The sequence below is a fragment of the Achromobacter sp. 1011791174 genome (assembly GCF_059760925.1).
The window spans coordinates 24,935-41,177 of sequence record NZ_JCBANH010000053.1 but is presented as its reverse complement, the minus strand read 5'-3'; the positions used below and the strand labels follow the sequence as shown (position 1 = coordinate 41,177).

General features: G+C 66.6%; 14 protein-coding genes. 8 read left to right on the top strand and 6 right to left on the bottom strand.

All coding sequences use genetic code 11. The annotated features are described in order from the left end of the window. Window positions 1-123 precede the first annotated feature (123 nt). A complete protein-coding gene (locus AC6LJ5_RS18420) occupies window positions 124-849 on the bottom strand; it encodes a response regulator transcription factor (RefSeq protein WP_103272952.1) in 726 nt (241 codons plus the stop codon). Window positions 850-1,218: 369 nt separating this feature from the next. Here AC6LJ5_RS18420 and AC6LJ5_RS18415 point away from each other — a divergent pair, with 369 nt between their 5' ends. Both AC6LJ5_RS18415 and AC6LJ5_RS18410 read left to right on the top strand, forming a co-directional pair. Then, entirely contained in the window at window positions 1,219-2,124 is a 906-nt protein-coding gene (locus AC6LJ5_RS18415; protein ID WP_103272951.1) for a LysR substrate-binding domain-containing protein, read from the top strand. A gap of 223 nt (window positions 2,125-2,347) precedes the next feature. Next, complete coding sequence (locus tag AC6LJ5_RS18410) at window positions 2,348-3,232, top strand: LysR substrate-binding domain-containing protein (RefSeq protein WP_158658353.1); 885 nt, start codon at window positions 2,348-2,350, stop codon at window positions 3,230-3,232. A gap of 18 nt (window positions 3,233-3,250) precedes the next feature. Here the strand turns inward: AC6LJ5_RS18410 and AC6LJ5_RS18405 are convergent, their stop codons facing one another. Next, on the bottom strand, window positions 3,251-4,030 hold the full coding sequence (locus tag AC6LJ5_RS18405; RefSeq protein WP_103272949.1) for a response regulator transcription factor: 780 nt from the start codon (window positions 4,028-4,030) through the stop codon (window positions 3,251-3,253). 53 nt (window positions 4,031-4,083) lie between these two features. Then, window positions 4,084-4,881: a response regulator transcription factor gene (locus AC6LJ5_RS18400; RefSeq protein WP_498141241.1), complete on the bottom strand. Its 798-nt coding sequence runs from the start codon at window positions 4,879-4,881 to the stop codon at window positions 4,084-4,086. A gap of 418 nt (window positions 4,882-5,299) precedes the next feature. Here AC6LJ5_RS18400 and AC6LJ5_RS18395 point away from each other — a divergent pair, with 418 nt between their 5' ends. Further along, window positions 5,300-6,535 carry an EAL domain-containing response regulator gene (locus AC6LJ5_RS18395; protein WP_498141240.1) on the top strand — a complete coding sequence of 412 codons (1,236 nt, stop codon included), beginning with the start codon at window positions 5,300-5,302 and terminating at the stop codon, window positions 6,533-6,535. 88 nt (window positions 6,536-6,623) lie between these two features. Here the strand turns inward: AC6LJ5_RS18395 and AC6LJ5_RS18390 are convergent, their stop codons facing one another. Continuing rightward, the gene (locus AC6LJ5_RS18390) at window positions 6,624-7,256 is read right to left on the bottom strand and encodes a LuxR C-terminal-related transcriptional regulator (protein WP_498141239.1); all 633 of its coding nucleotides are present in this window, start codon (window positions 7,254-7,256) and stop codon (window positions 6,624-6,626) included. Window positions 7,257-7,628: 372 nt separating this feature from the next. Then, window positions 7,629-8,609 carry a LysR substrate-binding domain-containing protein gene (locus tag AC6LJ5_RS18385; RefSeq protein WP_392411906.1) on the bottom strand — a complete coding sequence of 327 codons (981 nt, stop codon included), beginning with the start codon at window positions 8,607-8,609 and terminating at the stop codon, window positions 7,629-7,631. Between the two features lie 83 nt (window positions 8,610-8,692). Between AC6LJ5_RS18385 and AC6LJ5_RS18380 the strand changes: the two genes are divergently transcribed. Beyond that, on the top strand, window positions 8,693-9,616 hold the full coding sequence (locus AC6LJ5_RS18380; RefSeq protein ID WP_498141238.1) for a carbon-nitrogen hydrolase family protein: 924 nt from the start codon (window positions 8,693-8,695) through the stop codon (window positions 9,614-9,616). A gap of 454 nt (window positions 9,617-10,070) precedes the next feature. On the opposite strand, the gene AC6LJ5_RS18375 is transcribed toward AC6LJ5_RS18380, so the two are convergent. After that, window positions 10,071-10,916 (bottom strand): dienelactone hydrolase family protein, encoded by an 846-nt coding sequence (locus AC6LJ5_RS18375; protein WP_498141237.1) that lies wholly within the window; start codon window positions 10,914-10,916, stop codon window positions 10,071-10,073. A gap of 350 nt (window positions 10,917-11,266) precedes the next feature. On the opposite strand from AC6LJ5_RS18375, the gene AC6LJ5_RS18370 reads away from it, so the two are divergent. The 4 genes from AC6LJ5_RS18370 to AC6LJ5_RS18355 all read left to right on the top strand — a co-directional run bounded on the left by AC6LJ5_RS18370 (window position 11,267) and on the right by AC6LJ5_RS18355 (window position 16,182). Then, the gene (locus AC6LJ5_RS18370; protein WP_498141242.1) at window positions 11,267-11,836 is read left to right on the top strand and encodes a PIN domain-containing protein; all 570 of its coding nucleotides are present in this window, start codon (window positions 11,267-11,269) and stop codon (window positions 11,834-11,836) included. Window positions 11,837-12,130: 294 nt separating this feature from the next. Beyond that, a complete protein-coding gene (locus AC6LJ5_RS18365) occupies window positions 12,131-12,667 on the top strand; it encodes a fimbrial protein (RefSeq protein ID WP_498141236.1) in 537 nt (178 codons plus the stop codon). 144 nt (window positions 12,668-12,811) lie between these two features. Then, window positions 12,812-13,600 (top strand): fimbrial biogenesis chaperone, encoded by a 789-nt coding sequence (locus AC6LJ5_RS18360; RefSeq protein WP_498141235.1) that lies wholly within the window; start codon window positions 12,812-12,814, stop codon window positions 13,598-13,600. Between the two features lie 17 nt (window positions 13,601-13,617). After that, window positions 13,618-16,182, top strand: a complete 2,565-nt coding sequence (locus AC6LJ5_RS18355) for a fimbria/pilus outer membrane usher protein (protein ID WP_498141234.1) — start codon at window positions 13,618-13,620, stop codon at window positions 16,180-16,182. The last annotated feature ends 61 nt before the right edge of the window (window positions 16,183-16,243 follow it).

The following is a 16,243-nucleotide window of genomic DNA, read 5'->3' as shown; positions in this document are numbered from 1 at the left end:
ACCGGGCGCGCTCGCGCCGTCGGAATGCGCCTCGGCCTCGGCGCAGATCCGGATCAACAGATCGAGCACGGTCAGTTCGCTAAGACTCACCACGTCGCGCCCCTCGGATACATGGGCGACACGCTAGGCATAGGCTTTCTGGCTGGCGGCGAGCGCCATCACGGGCATCAGGCGGAATCCCTGCGCGTAGACGCTGCTCAGCTGGAGCCCGTTTTCAGGCTGCAACTGCAGCTTCACCCGCAAGCGGTAGACATGCGTGTCCAGCGTCTTGGAATCGAATTCCAGCGAGCGGCCCCAGATTGCTTTTTCCAGCACGATGCGCGGCACCAGGCGTCCGATATGCCGGAACAGGTACAGGCCCAGATCGAATTCGCGGCGCGACAGCTTCACCGGCTGGCCGCGCAACATGGCGGTCCGGCCCACGGGATCGATTTCATAGTCGCCGACCCGGATCAGATCGGCCGGCAACGCCTGATCGGGATACGCCCGGCGCAGCAGCGCGCCTACCCGGGCCGCCAGCTCGCCGGCGCGCACCGGCTTGCTCATGCAATCGTCCGCGCCGTCTTCCAACGAGGAGGTCACGCAGTTTTCCAGATCCGCCGCCTCCGCCAGCAGCAGGATGGGCTGGGCGCGCCCCGCCGCCGCGCGGACCTTGCCCACCAGCAGCGGATCCATGCCCCCCGTCGACAGGCCCGCATCCACGACAAAAAAGTCGTAGTCCTGCGCCTGCCCGGACTGCAGGAACACGCTGCCCTGTCCGTGGACGGAGCACTCGTGCCCAATCGCGTTCAACAAGATGGCCGTCACTTCAGCCTGTTCGCGCTTGCCACCCAACACTGCGATCTTCATGATTCACCTCAATGCGCCGCATGACCAACCGGCCCGTGCGCCTAATCCACAATTCGGGATAAACCCTGTACTGCCTAAAGCTGCGTTAATTGATATAAATTGAAAAATATTCAGCCGCCGCTTCGACACCCCCAACATCCAGGGCCCGGAACAAGCCCGACGCCCCTCCTGAAACCGCCTCGGACCCTCGATCACCCACTTCGAAACAAAACGACATAAAGTGACGATGCAAGGCATTCGAAGCAGATGCGTGCGTTTTCAATATCTGAATTACGCAACGGTTACTAATCTAAGCAGAGTCTCAGCGCGTAACAATCGACAATGCAGCTCCAACCTATGACCTAACGGAATACCTTTCGGGCTTTTTCCATGCGATTGCTGCTCCCTTCCATGCCCGAACTCCATGCCTTTCTCGCCGTCGCGCAGGTGGGCAGCTTCTCCGCCGCGGCACAGACCCTGTGCGTTACGCAAGGCGGCGTCAGCCGTTGTGTGCAGCGCCTTGAAAGCCGCCTCGGCATGCCCTTGTTCCTGCGCAACGGCCGTGGCGTTTCGCTGACACCGACAGGGCAACGGTTGTACGAACAGATCGAGCCCGCGATGCGCACGCTGGCGGACGCGGTCGCCAGCGTCCAGGCCCATGCATCGCCGCGCGGCGTGCTGCGCCTGCGCACCGTCTCCACGCTGTCGATGCGCTGGCTGGTGCCGCGCCTGCCCCAATTCCATGCGCGCATGCCAGGCGTGCGCGTGATCATCCAGCCCAACGTGCTGGACGACGACTTTCTCGAAAAGGACGTCGACTGCTGGCTCTACTGGCGCAAATCGGCCACCGGTCAATGGCCCCGGCATCTGCGCAGCACCTACATCATCGGCCGCGAGATCGTGCCCGTCTGCCATCCTTCGGTCCTGCCCGGCATCCATTCGCCCGCGGATCTGCTGCGCCAGCCACTGCTGTATCACGTGGAAGCGCCGGAGATGTGGCAGCAATGGTGCGAGGCCTACGGACAGCCCGCTCCCAAGATGCTGGATTCCGAGTTCAACATCATGGCCGCCGCCATTGACGCGGTGGCCAACAACTTCGGCGTCGTGCTGTCGCCGCGCTGCCTGGTGCAGATGGATGAGCAGGCAGGCCGCGTCGCGGTCCCCGCCGGCATGTCGATCTCGAGCCGCCGTGGCTACTTCCTGTGCACGCCGAAAACGCGCGACGGCGATCCGCTGATCGATGCATTCCGCAGCTGGCTGCTGGAATGCGCGGCCACCGACTTCGAACAAGACTGAAGCAAGGGTCCGCACGCGCGGGCAGGCCCGGCCATTCTCATGGCCGATAGAATTTGAATTTCAACGCGAATTGCCCGCCTACACTGACCAGGCCCTTAACCGCCGCGTGCCCGGCGCGCAGGCGTCCGTCCAGATTCCTGCAGGCGCATTGCCTGCACGCACAGGGCGCATGCCTGACGTCGTCCGACATACGCAATACGCCATGCGCCTGCAGCTTCCCCCCATGCCAGAATTGCACGCCTTCGTGTCCGTCGCGCGCTCCGGATGCATCACCGCGGCCGCGGACGGCCTGGAGATGACACAGGGCGGCGTCAGCCGCAGCATCAGGCGCCTGGAGTCACGGCTGGGCGTCATACTGTTCCTGCGCGGTGGCCGCGGCGTCACGCTGACCGAAGCCGGACGCCAGCTGTTCGATCGGGTCGAGCCGTCGCTGCGCGTGCTCAGCGACGCGATGATGGAGATCGATACGCAGGCCTCGCCGCGCAGCCGGCTCACGGTGCGATCCGTATCGACGCTGGCCACGCGCTGGCTGATCCCCAAGCTGCCGGAGTTCAACCAGCAGATTCCGAATGTGCGTGTCGTATTGCAGCCCTACGCGCCCGACGACGATTTCCTCGATACCCAAACGGATTGCTGGATCGTGCCTCGGCCGCCCAAGGGCAATCCCTGGCCGCGTCATGTCATGGCCACGTACCTGGCGGGGCAACACATCGTGCCGATCTGCCATCCCGATCTCGCGCCCCAGATCCTCAAGCCAGAAGACCTTTTGCGCCATCCGCTGCTTTATCACCTGGAGCAACCGGACGACTGGCGCATCTGGCTGGAGACGCAGAGCGGCGTGCAATCCTTCTCGGTGGATTCCGGCTTCAGCACGGTCGCAGGCATCATCGACGCGGTGGCCGACAATTTCGGCGTCGGCATCGTGCCGCGCTGCCTGCTGGACGCGGACCTGAAGACGCAGCGCGTGGCCTTGCCCTTCCCGCACCCGGTGCCCTCTCACGGCGGCTACTATTTCTGCATGCTGCGCTCGCGCGGCGACGATCCGGTCCTGGACGCGTTCTCGCAATGGCTGCAGCGCCGCGCGCAGCAGGATCTGAACGACTTCTGACTCCCGGCCCGGCAGCCGTCAGGGCCCCAACGCCAGCCCTTCCGCCAGGCTGTGTTCGTTCCTGCCCACGCTCAGGTGGCCGACGAACACATAGCCACGGCCTCGCACGCTCCTGATCGGCAATGTGACGCCCAGCATTTCGGCCCGGCGCTTCAGGCGGCTGATCACCACGTCGATCGAGCGCCCGGTGATGCTGGAGCCATCGGCGGCCGATATCGTGTCGTTGCGCCGCGCCTCCATCCCCTCATGGTGCGCGAACCATTGCAGCAGCGTGCGCTCCGACTTGCGCAGGTCTATGCGCGTGCCATCGGCGGCCGCCAGCATCCAGCCGCCGTCCGAAAGCACCCAGACGCCCTGCCTGCCGCCGTCCTCGTCGGCCCGCGCCACGGCGACCGCCTGGGCCATGTCGACACGTCGGGCATCCGCGCCACCCTTGCGCCGGATCGCCTGCAGGACCGCGGCCAGTTCTTCCGGGCCGGCCTGCGCGGACAGGCAATTGTCGGCACCCGCCATATAGGCGTGGATGCGCCGATCAATGGCGGAGAACTCGCCGACCGCCAGTACGGTCGCGTCCGGAAAGCTGCTGCGCACCTGACGCAGCAGAAGCAGGAAATTCAGTCCCACGGGCAGGATCAGGTGCGTGATCCCGCGCCCCAGGCGCCACTCGCCGGCCAGCGGCGCGGGGCCGACGTCGACATCCTGGAACGGCAGGCCCAGGCTGTTGAGCAGGAATGCCTGGCGCGTCCTGGCATCAGGCTCCTCGAAGATGACGAATATTTCGGCAGTGGCACGCATCATGGTTGGATTCATCCGATCTCGCACGGCCCGATCCAGGACGGGCCGCGGCTTGCTCAAGACAGCGTCACCACCTGGATCAGGCGAAAACCCTGCGCATACACGCTGGCCAGTTGCAGGCCGTTTTCCGGTTGCAATCTGAGCTTGACCCGCAGGCGGTAGATGTGCGTGTCCACCGTCTTGGAATCGACGCCCAGCTCCCTGCCCCAGATCGCCTTCTCCAGCGTCGAGCGACTGACCAGACGGCCGACGTTGCGGAACAGATACAAGGCCAGGTCGAACTCGCGACTCGACAGCTTGACGGGCTGCGCATTGAGATGGAGCCGGCGCGCGGCCACGTCGATGACATAGGCGCCTACCTTCAGCACGTCCGTCTGCAGCTCCTGGCTTGGATAGACACGCCGCGCCAGCGCCTGCACGCGCGCCGCGAACACGGCGATGCGCAAGGGCTTGAACATGACATCGTCGGCGCCCGCGTCGTACAGGTCCGCCAACTCGGATTCCGCCACCGCCGCCGTCAGGGCCAGGATGGGAGGCATGTTCCTGACCTGAGAACGGATGCGCGCGATCAGGTCCACGCCATCGCCGGCCATGGCGTCCCCCAGGTCCAGCACGATCAGATCCACGCCACCCGGGCTGACTCGCTCCGGCCAGGCATCGAATACGCCGACCTGGAAGCCTTGCTGTGTCAACAGGCGCGCCAGTTGGTCCGCCTGCTGCCGCTCATGTCCGACGAGCGCGACATACAGTGATGAGCCGGCCGTTCTGGCTCCGCCAGCATCCTCTGGTTTATGCCCGATGTGGGCTTCCTCGCGATCCTCGGGCAGATAGGAAGCGTGTGTCCCGGTGTGCATGCGCACATCAAGGGATTCCTGAACGGCATGGCGATTCCAATGCATATACCTTCCTGCAAATCTCGGACCTCACGGATCCCGCTTTCGTGGAACGCGCGCCGCGACCCGCGAGTCGCTTGCGGGCGGAATGCTCCGCCACGGCCCTTGTCGCTCCAACACCGCGTCGGGGTCTGCCGCCCCGTGAGCAGTGATATTTGAAACTTGTGGACACCGCGTACATGTCGAAATACTACTGACCGAAAGGGGTTGAAATTCGAACAATAGTCAAAGCAAGGAACTTTCCTTTCCACCTCGCCATAGGCGCGCACGGCGCATGCCGATCCATCTTGCAAGCATGTAGGACCAGGCTGATTCAAGCGCGCGACGCGCGATGGAAGAATGCTCTCGACTCATAAGGCGGCCACCGCGCAAGCAAACCATGATCGAGACCATCCTCGTCGTCGATGAATACGACACGCACCGCGTGGGCCTGGCAAGCGTGCTGCGCAAGGCCACTGGCGCGGACGTCATCGCCGCGCGCAACGGCAGGATCGCGCTGGACGAGATCCGCCAGCAGCGCTGGGACATCGTGGTGCTCGACCTCGACCTGCCCGACATGACCGGCCTGCAATTGATCGACGCATTGGCGCGGCACGGCGGCGCCGGCGGCATCATCCTGACCAGCGGGCATCCCGCCCGCCTGGTCCAGGCCGCGGCGGCCTACGCGCAATCGCGCGGCATCAGCGTCCTGGCCACGCTGGAAAAGCCGCTGAAGTCCGGCCGCGTGCGCGCCGTGGCCGCGACGCTGCAAGGCGAGCTGCGCATGCAGCGCGACGCCGCGCTCGTCAGCAAACCGCAAGCGGCTGTTTCAAGGCTGTCGCGCGACGACCTGCTGCTGGCGCTGGCCACCGGCCGCATCGAAGGCCACCTGCAGCCACAGCACCATGTCGACAGCGGCCGCCTGCGCGGCGCCGAGATACTGGCGCGCTGGCGCAACGACGACGGCACGCTGCTGGAGCCGGCCGTCTTCCTGCCGGCGTTCGAAGGCGCAGGCCTGATGCGACCGTTGACCGACCACATGATCGAGCAGGCGCTCGCCGCCCAGATCCGGCTGGCCTGGATACGCGACCTGAGCATCAGCATCAACATTCCCACCGGCATCGCCAGCTCCGTCGACTGGGCACAACAGCTGGCCCAGCAGGCGAGGCTGGCTGGCGCCACGCCCAGCCGCCTGGTGATCGAAATCATCGAGGACGGCGACGCCTCGGCCATCCCCGCCCTGACCGGCGCGGTGACCCAATTGCGCCTGCGCGGCTTCAATTGCGCGATCGATGACTTCGGCACGGGCAGCTCATCGCTGGACCGCCTGCTGTGGGTGCCGTTCAACGAACTGAAGATCGATCGCCACATGATCAGCCAGGCGCGCCACCATCCGCACGCGCGGCGCATCCTGTCCAGCACGATAGGCATGGCGCGCGGGCTGGGCATCGCGGTCGTGATCGAAGGCATCGAGTCCGAAGACGACCTGAAGCTCGTGACCGGCCTGGGTGGACAGATCACCCAGGGCTATCTGCACGGCAAGGCCATGACGCTGGAAGCGTTTGAAATCTATGCCGCCACGCAGCGGACCCGGCAACGCCCGCCCGCCACGCTGGCCGCCATCGCGACCTGCTGATCTCGGGCGCAGCGCGGACCACCCGTGCCCCGGCGCGGGCCCGCGGCTAGGCGCGGAGTTCGTGCGGCCGCATCTGCAAGGCAGCGCCCTAGGCGTCGGCCAGACCCGTCTCTATGCCGTAACGCAACAGCTCGATATCGCTCTGCACGCCCAGCTTGAGCATGGCGGTGCCCTTCTGCGTGCTGATGGTCTTCTTGCTGCGGTCCAGCCGCTGCGCGATCTCGTTGACCGTCAGGCCAGCCAGAAACAGCCGGACCACTTCCATCTCGCGCAAGGTCAACGCCAGCAGGCCCGCCCGGCCATAACCCGCGGCCTGCGCCAGCGCCTCGATGCGCGGCGACAGATAGCGCCCGTCGCCGCGCGCGCGCAGGATCGCCGGCAGCAGATGGCTAAGCTCGTCGACCTTGCTGACGATGCAATGCACGCCCCGGCTCAACAGCATGTGCACGACGCCAGCGTTCTCCAGCCGCGTGAGGATGACGATGCGCAGGCCCGGATAACGCTGCCTGATCACCTCCAGACAAGGCGCTGAGCCGGCGCTCAAGCCGCCCAGCATCGCGTACTCGCATACGAGTACGTCATAGGCCGCGGCTTCGAGCGCCTGCTGCATGCCACCCGCGCTGCGCGGCGCACAGCTGACGTTGATGTTGGGGGATTGGATTAACGCATGCCGCACGCCGGCACAGACCGCGGGATGATCATCCGCGACCAGGACTTTCACGCTTTGTGGACTCATGATCCGACACTACGAATAAAACGCCATCGAGGCGCCCACTTGATACGGCCGCGGAACATTTGTGCTGGCGCGGCCCTCAAGACCTTACATAGACAAGACAACTCATGGAACTTGTCCGACGTGGGGCGCAGTGTAGGAGCGCGGGCAGGGTCAAAGATTGAACTTTGACAATTGTTCAATCTTCAATTCGGATGTTCAAAAAGCGCGCACGGAAGTTCCACCGAACGGAATTCCACGCATGCTTCAATGCGAGTGTTCATCTTTGCTTGACCCTCCGCAGCGCACGTCCACGATCGGCAACGACGGCTCGAAGCGCTCGCGGTTTTCTTGACGGAAGCGACCGGCGCGCAGCCGCGTTCAAACGGACAGGGTGCGCCAGAGATACTGCTCCAGCAGCGGCTGCAGACATCGCCGCAACGCAGACGCGGCCGGATCGCGCAAGGCATCGGCGCGCCAACCCAGCTCGATGGCATAGCCCGGCATGGCGACGGGACACGGCAGCAGCGCCAAGCCTGCCGCCCGCGCCAGGCCGCGCGCGGCATGCTCGGGCAGCGTGGCCAGCGCCGCGCCGCCGCGCAACAGGAAGGCCAGCGCGGAAAAATGCGAGGTCGAGGCCTGCACGCGACGCTTCAGGCCCATGCCGTGCAGCACCTCGTCCACCACGCCGATGAAGCCGCCCGACGACACCAGCACATGTTCCCGGCGCACGAACTCCTCGACCGACAGCGCTTTCTGGCCACGCCGCAGGCTGGCGGGATCCAGCAGACAGGCGTAGCCGCCATGACCGACCAGCGCCTTCTGCAGGGCGGCCGCGCTAAGTCCTCCGGACGCGATCACCAGATCGGCCTCGCGCGCCATCAGCATGTCCGCCGCCATCCGGCTGTGCGCCTGGCGGAAGATCACGCGCAGGCCCGGCGCCTCGACGGCCAGCCGGTCCATGATGTCCCGTCCCAGCGCGATCTCGAAGTCATCCGACAGTCCCAGCGTGACCGAGCGGCCCGCCACGCCCGCGCGGCCCGGCCGCGCCAGCGCCAGGCTCTGGCGGCACTTGTCCAGCGCCTCGCCGATCACGGGCCGCAGTTCGCGCGCCCGCAGGCTCGGGGCCAGCCCGCGTCCGGTGCGCGTGAACAGCGGATCGCCATAGAGCGCGCGCAACCGTGCCAGCGCCGCGCTGACCGCGGACTGCGTCACGCCCAGCCGCAAGGCGGCGCGGCCCGCGCCGCCTTCGTCGTAGATCGCCTCGAACACCTTGAGCAGATTCAGATCGGGCAGATTCCAGTCCGTCGGATCCCCAGCCGCCACGCGCGGGGCCGTCGATGCGATATCAGTTTTCTTCATATCAATTATCTTCAGACAGGATTGATTGATTTTAGGCAGGGCGGGAGACTGACGAACACATCCACCCCATTCCAGGAATCGCCATGACCATCAGCACCGTCGCCGCCCTGCAAATCGGCTCGTCCCCCGAAGGCAAAACCCGCACGCTGGAACACGTGCTCGCATTCGAATCCGAGATCGCCGCCGCCGGCGCCACGCTGGTGGTCATGCCCGAGGCGCTGCTGGGCGGCTATCCCAAGGGCGAGATCTTCGGCACCCGGCTGGGCTACCGCCTGCCCGAAGGCCGCGAGGCCTATGCGCGCTATCACGACAACGCCATCGACGTGCCGGGACCGGAAACCGAGGCGCTGGCGGGCCTGTCGCGGCGCACCGGCGCCAGCCTGGTGGTGGGCGTGATCGAGCGCGGCGGCAGCACGCTGTATTGCACTGCGCTGTACTTCGATCCCTCGGCCGGCCTGGTCGCCAAGCACCGCAAGCTGATGCCCACGGGCACCGAGCGCCTGATCTGGGGCCAGGGCGATGGCTCCACCCTGCCGGTGGTCGACACGCCGGCCGGCCGCGTCGGCGGCGCCATCTGCTGGGAAAACCACATGCCGCTGCTGCGCGCCGCCATGTATGCGAAAGGCGTGCAGATCTGGTGCGCGCCCACCGTGGACGAGCGCGACATCTGGCAATGCTCGATGCGCCATATCGCCCACGAAGGCCGCTGCTTCGTGATCAGCGCCTGCCAGGTGCAGCCCTCGCCCGCCGAGCTGGGCCTGGACGTGCCGGGCTGGGACAGCCAGCGTCCGCTGATCAACGGCGGCTCGGTCATCATCGGCCCGCTGGGCGACGTGCTGGCCGGCCCGCTGCATGGCCAGACGGGCCTGCTGACTGCCCGCATCGACACCGCCGAGCTGGTCCGAGCGCGCTACGACTTCGATGTATCCGGGCACTATGCCCGGCCCGACATCTTCAGTCTGACGGTGGACGAACGGGCCCGGCCGGCCGTCCGCTACCTCTCCTGAGTCGCCCGCGCGGGCGGCATGACCCTCCCGGCGGTGATGGTATAGTCACGCCCTCTGGACGCCCCCTCGCGGACGCGTCCCGCCGCCGGCGCAGTCAGGCCGGCCGCGCCCGAGTGGTGAAATTGGTAGACACAAGGGACTTAAGACAATTTGAGCCCTCCGGGGGAAACCCCGAAGGTGTAGCCCGTCAAACTCGGCGAAGGCCCTGGACCCGTTCCGCGCTGACACCGAGCCAAGCCCGGCCCGCAAGGGGCGGGAAGGTGTAGAGAGCAGACGGCGGGCGCCTAAGGCCGCAAGGCTATGGCGAAGGCGTGCTCCAGACCACGAACGGCGCGTGACGCGCCGGCGGCGAAAGCCGAAGTGGTACGAAAATCCCTCGGCCGCAAGGCCGTACCGGTTCGATTCCGGTCTCGGGCACCACCTCCCGCCGGCACGGCGCGACCGCCGCCGTTTCTCAGTTACGACGCAGGAACTCCACCGTCCTGGCCATCGCATCGACAGTGGCATCCTGGTTGAACACGTAGCCGCGCTCCGGGTTGGACTTGTCCCAGCCGTGGGTCGTCTGTTCATAGACATGCCAGGACACCGGCCGCCCCTGCGCCTTCATGTCGTCCAGCAGGGGAAAGCAGGGTGCGATGGGCGTTTCCTTGTCGTCCCTGGCCAGCAACAGCAATACGGGGCGGTCCGTATCGGGGCGGAGCAGTTGCAGCGTGGGCGCGTTCTTGGGCACATAGGCGCAGCTGCCGTACCACCCGACCGACGCCCGGAAGCGGCGCTCGCTGCCGACCGCCTTGGCGATTTGCGGACTGGCCGCGACGCTGGCGGCGAAACTGCCCAGCGACATGCCGACCAGATAGATGCGCGCCGGATCGACCTCCTTGAGCGAGGCCAGATGCCGCATGCCGTCGAAAGCATCCTTGTACACCCGTGGCGTGCGCACCCCGCGCGGCTGGCAGAACGCCGTGTGCCGCCTGGGGCCGTAGGAATCCAGCAGCAGCACGACAAAGCCCGCCGCCACCAGCTCCCGGGCCCGCTCGCCCATATGCGGCTGCAGTCCGCCACAGGTATGCGCCAGCACCACGGCGGGAAAGGGGCCCGCGCCCTGCGGCTTGTACAGGCTGTTGCCTTTCGACCCGGCCTGGCCGGGATCGGCATAGGTCGACGCGAACTCCAGGTCTGGATAATCGGCGATCGCCTTGGCGAACGCCGCGTCCGCCTGCGCGGCCGCCGGCCCGGCCGCCAGCAGCGCCCAGGCCGCGAACGCCCAACCGCGAATTGTCCTGCCGAGCTTCCGTTGCATGTCTCCCCCTTCGCGCTGTGCGCAAGTCAAGCTACAGACGGCCTGCATCCCGGCGACGCCGGAAATGGGCGCAGCATAGCAGCGGCGGCGACGGCCGGGCATCGTCGTTTTCCTGAATCCCGACGCGTCGGCGGCGCGGCCGATGTCGCGCCATCGATAGCGCCATCGATAGCGCCATCGATAGCGCTGGCCCAGGGCGGGCCGCCGCCCCAGGCGTCGCCATCGAAAAGGCAGTATTCTTGCGCCTTCCCTTGATTTCCCCTTGCCCGAGCCCCTGCCGCCGGGCAGGGCATCCCGCCATCTTGACCCCGCCCTTCCCCCCGTTCATCGTCCTGGACGCCTGCGTCCTCATGTCCGGCATCGTCCGTCGACTGGTCCTTCGGCTGGCCGAGGCCGGCGTCTACCAGCCTGTCTGGACCGAACGCATCGGCGAGGAATGGCGACGCAACGCCTCGCGCATCTGGGAAATCCCGCCGGAAGTCATGGCGGAGCAATGGACGGACATGAACGCGCGCTTTCCGCAGGCCCTGGAGCGTGACGCCCAGGCCTACGAAGCCTCGCTGCGCTACAGCGACCCCAAGGACTTCCACGTGATCGCGGCCGGGCTGGCCAGGCGCGCGCGCTGCGGCCTGCAGCAAGTGCCCGTGGTGCAGGTGATGACCTGGAACCTGAAGGACTTCAACCGCTCGGAACTGCGCCGCCAGGGACTGGACGTCTACAACCCCGACCGCATGCTGGCCCAATGGTGGCAGGAAGATGCCGGGCGCATGCGCGCCGCCGTGGCGCGGATACCCGCGGACTACGTGGCCCTGGGCCGCGAACCCGAGGCGCTTGCCGTGACGCTGCACCGCGAGCGCCTGTACCGCCTGAAATCCCTGGTCGCGCGCGACGCTGCCAGCGCCGAGGCCACGCAAGTCTGAATGGCGTTGATGCGCCGCGTGCCGCGAGGCGCATCGCAGGCGCAAGTCCTGTGACTAGGACAAAGGGAAATCGGCCTTTGCGTCCGCGCAACGCCCAATCTCCACGAAAGCGTATCAAACGGAAACTATCCGCGGGTTTCCGTTGAATCATTTCAAAAAAGCGCGCATCGCTGCCCGGCGTCGTCGGTTGAATTCCGAACAATCGTCAAGCGATGATTTTCAACGCGTTTCCGCTGCCTAGACTTGGCTGCCATTTGGCAAATCCTTCAGTCCACGCACTCTCAGGAAACGCAGATGAAATCCCTCTCCCTCACCAAGGCCGCCGTGCTCGTCGCGCTGGCCGCATCCGCCCAGGCCGCCCTCGCCGCCGACGGCAATGTGAACTTCGTTGGCAAGATCATCGACACGCCGTGCTCGGTTTCGCCCAATAGCGCGAACCTGACCGTGCCGCTGGGCACCGTGGCCAAGTCCTCGCTGGACGGCGGCGTGGGCAAGCGCTCGACGCCCGCCAAGTTCACCATCGATCTGATGAATTGCAGCCCCGCCACTGGCGCCAATGCCACCGTGTCGTTCACGGGCACGGCCGACGCCAGCGGCAACAAGCTGCGCGTCGGTGTAGGTGAAGTGACCGGCACCTTCGCCACCGGCGTCTCCATCGAAATCGCTGACTCGGCGGGCACGCCGATCAACCTGGGTGCGTCGTCGGCCGCCTATCCGCTGGTGGCGGGCAACAACTCGCTGCGCTTCCAGGCCTCGTATATCTCCACAGCTGCCGCGGTCACGGTCGGCACGGGTAACGCGGTCGCGCAATTCACGGTCGCCTATCCCTAAGCCGCGCTTGAGCCTGGCTCTTCCCTGCGGCTCCCTCCCTCGCGCGGACGGAGCCGCAGGCGACGATCCTGCGCGCTGCCCATTCGTGCATGTTCGCCGGCGCCGCGCTGGCGCCCCGGACTTATCGTGCTTCAGAGAACCGCAATGTCCTTCATCACCACCACGCGAGCCGTCACCCGCGCCCTGACGGTTGCCAGCCTGTGCGCCGCGATAGCCGCGCCCGCGCATGCCGCGGTCCTGCTGGGCGGTACCCGCGTGATCCTGAACGAAAAAGACCGGGAAGCGTCGATCTCGATGAAAAACGAGGGCAAGGCGCCCTACGTGGTGCAGGCCTGGCTGGACGCCGGCGAAGGCAAGAACCAGACCCCCTTCCTGCTCACGCCGCCCCTGTCGCGGCTGGATCCAGGCATGGAGAACCTGCTGCGCATCATGCGCGTGTCGTCCAGCGACCTGCCGGCCGACCGCGAATCGGTCTTCTGGCTCAACGTCAAGGAAATCCCCGAAAAGGCCGAGGGCGAGAACGTGCTGCAGATCGCCGTGCGCACGCGCATCAAGCTGTACTACCGTCCGGCGGCGCTGCGCGGCGGCGACGCCTCGCTGGCGCGCAACAGCCTGAAGTGGGCCGTGGCGGCCGGCGCCAATGGCCAGGGCGCCGTGTTGAAAGTGGTCAATCCCACGCCTTATCACGTGACGTTCACGGGCTTCCGAATCAACAAGAATCAGCAGGAGATCCGCACGGAAATGCTGCCGCCCATGGCGGAGCAGAGCTATCCGCTGAAGGCGATCAAGACGCCCCAGGCGATCACGGTGACCTACACCACGATCAACGACTACGGCGGAGAAACCCCCGTGGAAATGGTGAACGTGCCCGCGGCCAGCGAGCCCGTGCCGCTCAAGCCTGAACCCGTGCCCGACAGCGCGGGGAAACCCTGATACATCGAGGGTACGCCGTGACTTCCGCTCCATGCTCCGCGCCGATTCGCAACTACGCCTTGCTGGCGCTCGCCCTGGCGCTGGCGCCGCAGGCTGGCAGGACCGCGCAGCCGGCGGCCAGCATCTTCAACGAAGGCTTCCTGGGCATCGGCGGCGATCAGCCCAACGCGGACCTGTCCGTATTCAAGTTCGGCAACCAGGTGCTGCCCGGCTCATACATGGTCGACGTGGTGCGCGACGGCAATGCGCTGGGCCAGTCCCAGCTGCGCTTCGAGGAAGCGCCGGGCAAGCGCGACGCGCAACCCTGCCTGACCCGGAGCATGCTGGAATCGTGGGGCGTGAACGCGGCCGCCATCGGCGGCCTGGCGACGCTGCCGCCGGAAACCTGCGTGGATCTGGCGACCAGCCTGCCCGATGCCTCGTATACGTATGACGCGGGCCGCCAGCAACTGTCGCTGAGCATTCCGCAGGCGGCGCTCAAGCGCACGGCGCGCGGCGCGATCGACCCATCCAAATGGGACCGGGGCATCAATGCCGCCATGCTGGATTACCAATTCAACCTGACGCAGTACGACGGCACGCGTCCGAGCGCCGGTCCGGGCCCGACCATCAACGGCCCCTATGGTCCGCAGCCGGACAGGGCCGCCAGGAACAACGCCGTGTTCGCCGGCCTGCGCGGCGGCTTCAATCTTGGCGATTGGCGCTTCCGCAACTACTCGACCTACAACCGCGACCAGTATGGCCAGGGCCGCTGGCAGGCGGTGCAGACCTATGCGCAGCGCGATCTGCGCTCGATCCGGGGCCAATTGCTGCTGGGCGACGGCAGCACGCCGGGCGAGCTGTTCGACAGCGTGCAGTTCCGGGGCGTGCAGATCGCCTCGGACGATTCCATGCTGCCCGACAGCCTGAACGGCTATGCGCCGACCATACGCGGCGTGGCCCAGACCAATGCGCGCGTCACCGTGCGCCAGAACGGCTACATCATCTACAGCACCTATGTGCCGCCCGGCCCCTTCGCGCTGGACGACCTGTATCCCACCTCGGCCGGCGGCGACCTGGACGTGACCGTCACCGAGGCCGATGGCCGCGAGACGCATTTCGTGCAGGCCTATGCCGCCGTGCCCACGCTGCTGCGCGACGGCGCCTGGCGCTACAGCGCCACGGTCGGGCAGTATCGCAACGGCTACGTCTACAACCAGGGCGACATCCGCCGGCCCTACTTCCTGCAGGCCACGGCGGCCCGCGGCATGCCGATGGATTTCACGCTCTATGGCGGCACGACGCTGGCGCAGAATTACCAATCGCTGCTGGCGGGCGCGGGCAAGAACATGCGCAGCCTGGGCGCGGTGTCGCTGGACCTGACCCAGGCCCGCACGCAGCAGGACCAGGGCGGCACGCTGTCCGGCCAGTCGCTGCGCTTCCTGTACGCCAAATCGCTGGAACAGACCGGCACCAACTTCCGCATGGCCGGCTACCGCTATTCGACCAGCGGCTATCGCACGTTCCCTGAATCGGTGCAGATGCGCTATGCGCAGGAATACGGCCTGCCCTTCGCCAATCGTCGCAACGAGATCCGCCTCGACGTCTCGCAGCCGCTGGGAAACTGGGGATCCGTGTACGTGTCGGCGCGCCAGCAAAGCTATTGGAACAGCTCGCACACGGACAAGCTCGTCCAGCTCGGCTATTCCGGCAGCTATGGCCAGGTCAACTACAACCTGTTCTACAACCAGTATTCGAACCAATACGGCCCATCGAACCGGCAGGTCATGCTGACGCTGTCGATCCCGCTGGGCAAGACCGGCGCGACGGCCATGTACTCGGCCTCGCACGACAGCAACGGCCGCGTGGCCCAGCAGGCCAGCCTGTTCGGCAGCGCGATGGACGACTACCGCCTGACCTACGGCATCACCGCGAACCAGTCGAACCAGGACAGCAGCAGCGGCAGCGCCAACCTCAATTACAAGGGCCGCTACGGCAATGTGACGCTGGGCCGCAGCCAGGGCTCGGGCTACGGCCAGACCAACCTGGGGTTGGCCGGGGGCATCGTCGCCCACGGCGACGGCGTGACCCTGTCCCAGCCGTTGGGAGAAACCATCGCGCTGGTGCGCGCGCCCAAGGCCTCGGGCGTGGGCGTCGAGTCCCAGGCCGGCGTCAGCACGGACAGCGCGGGCAATGCGGTGGTTCCGAACGTCACCCCATACCGCAGCAACCGGTTGGCGCTGGTCACCCAGGACCTGGACGACTCGGTGGATGTGAAATACGCGGCCCGCGACGTGGTGCCCACGCGCGGTGCGGTGGTGCTGGCGCCGTTCGAGACGTCCGTGGGCTACCGCCTGATGCTGACGCTCAAGGGGCGTGACGGACGAGCGCTGCCCTTCGGCTCGCGCATCGAGAACGAAGCGGGCCAGGAAGTCGGCATCGTCGGCCCGGAGGGCCAGGCCTATGTGAGCGGCGCGCCCGAGGCCGGCACGCTGAAGGTGATCTGGGGCCAGGACGCGGCCGCGCAATGCGAGGTCAAGTACGCGCTGCCCCGCGAGGAAAAACCCTCGCCGATCCGCCAGTACGAAGGCAGCTGCTCATGATGCCGCGCGTCCATCCCTGCATGCCGGAATGCTTGCGCCTTGCGGCCGCGCCCACGTCGCC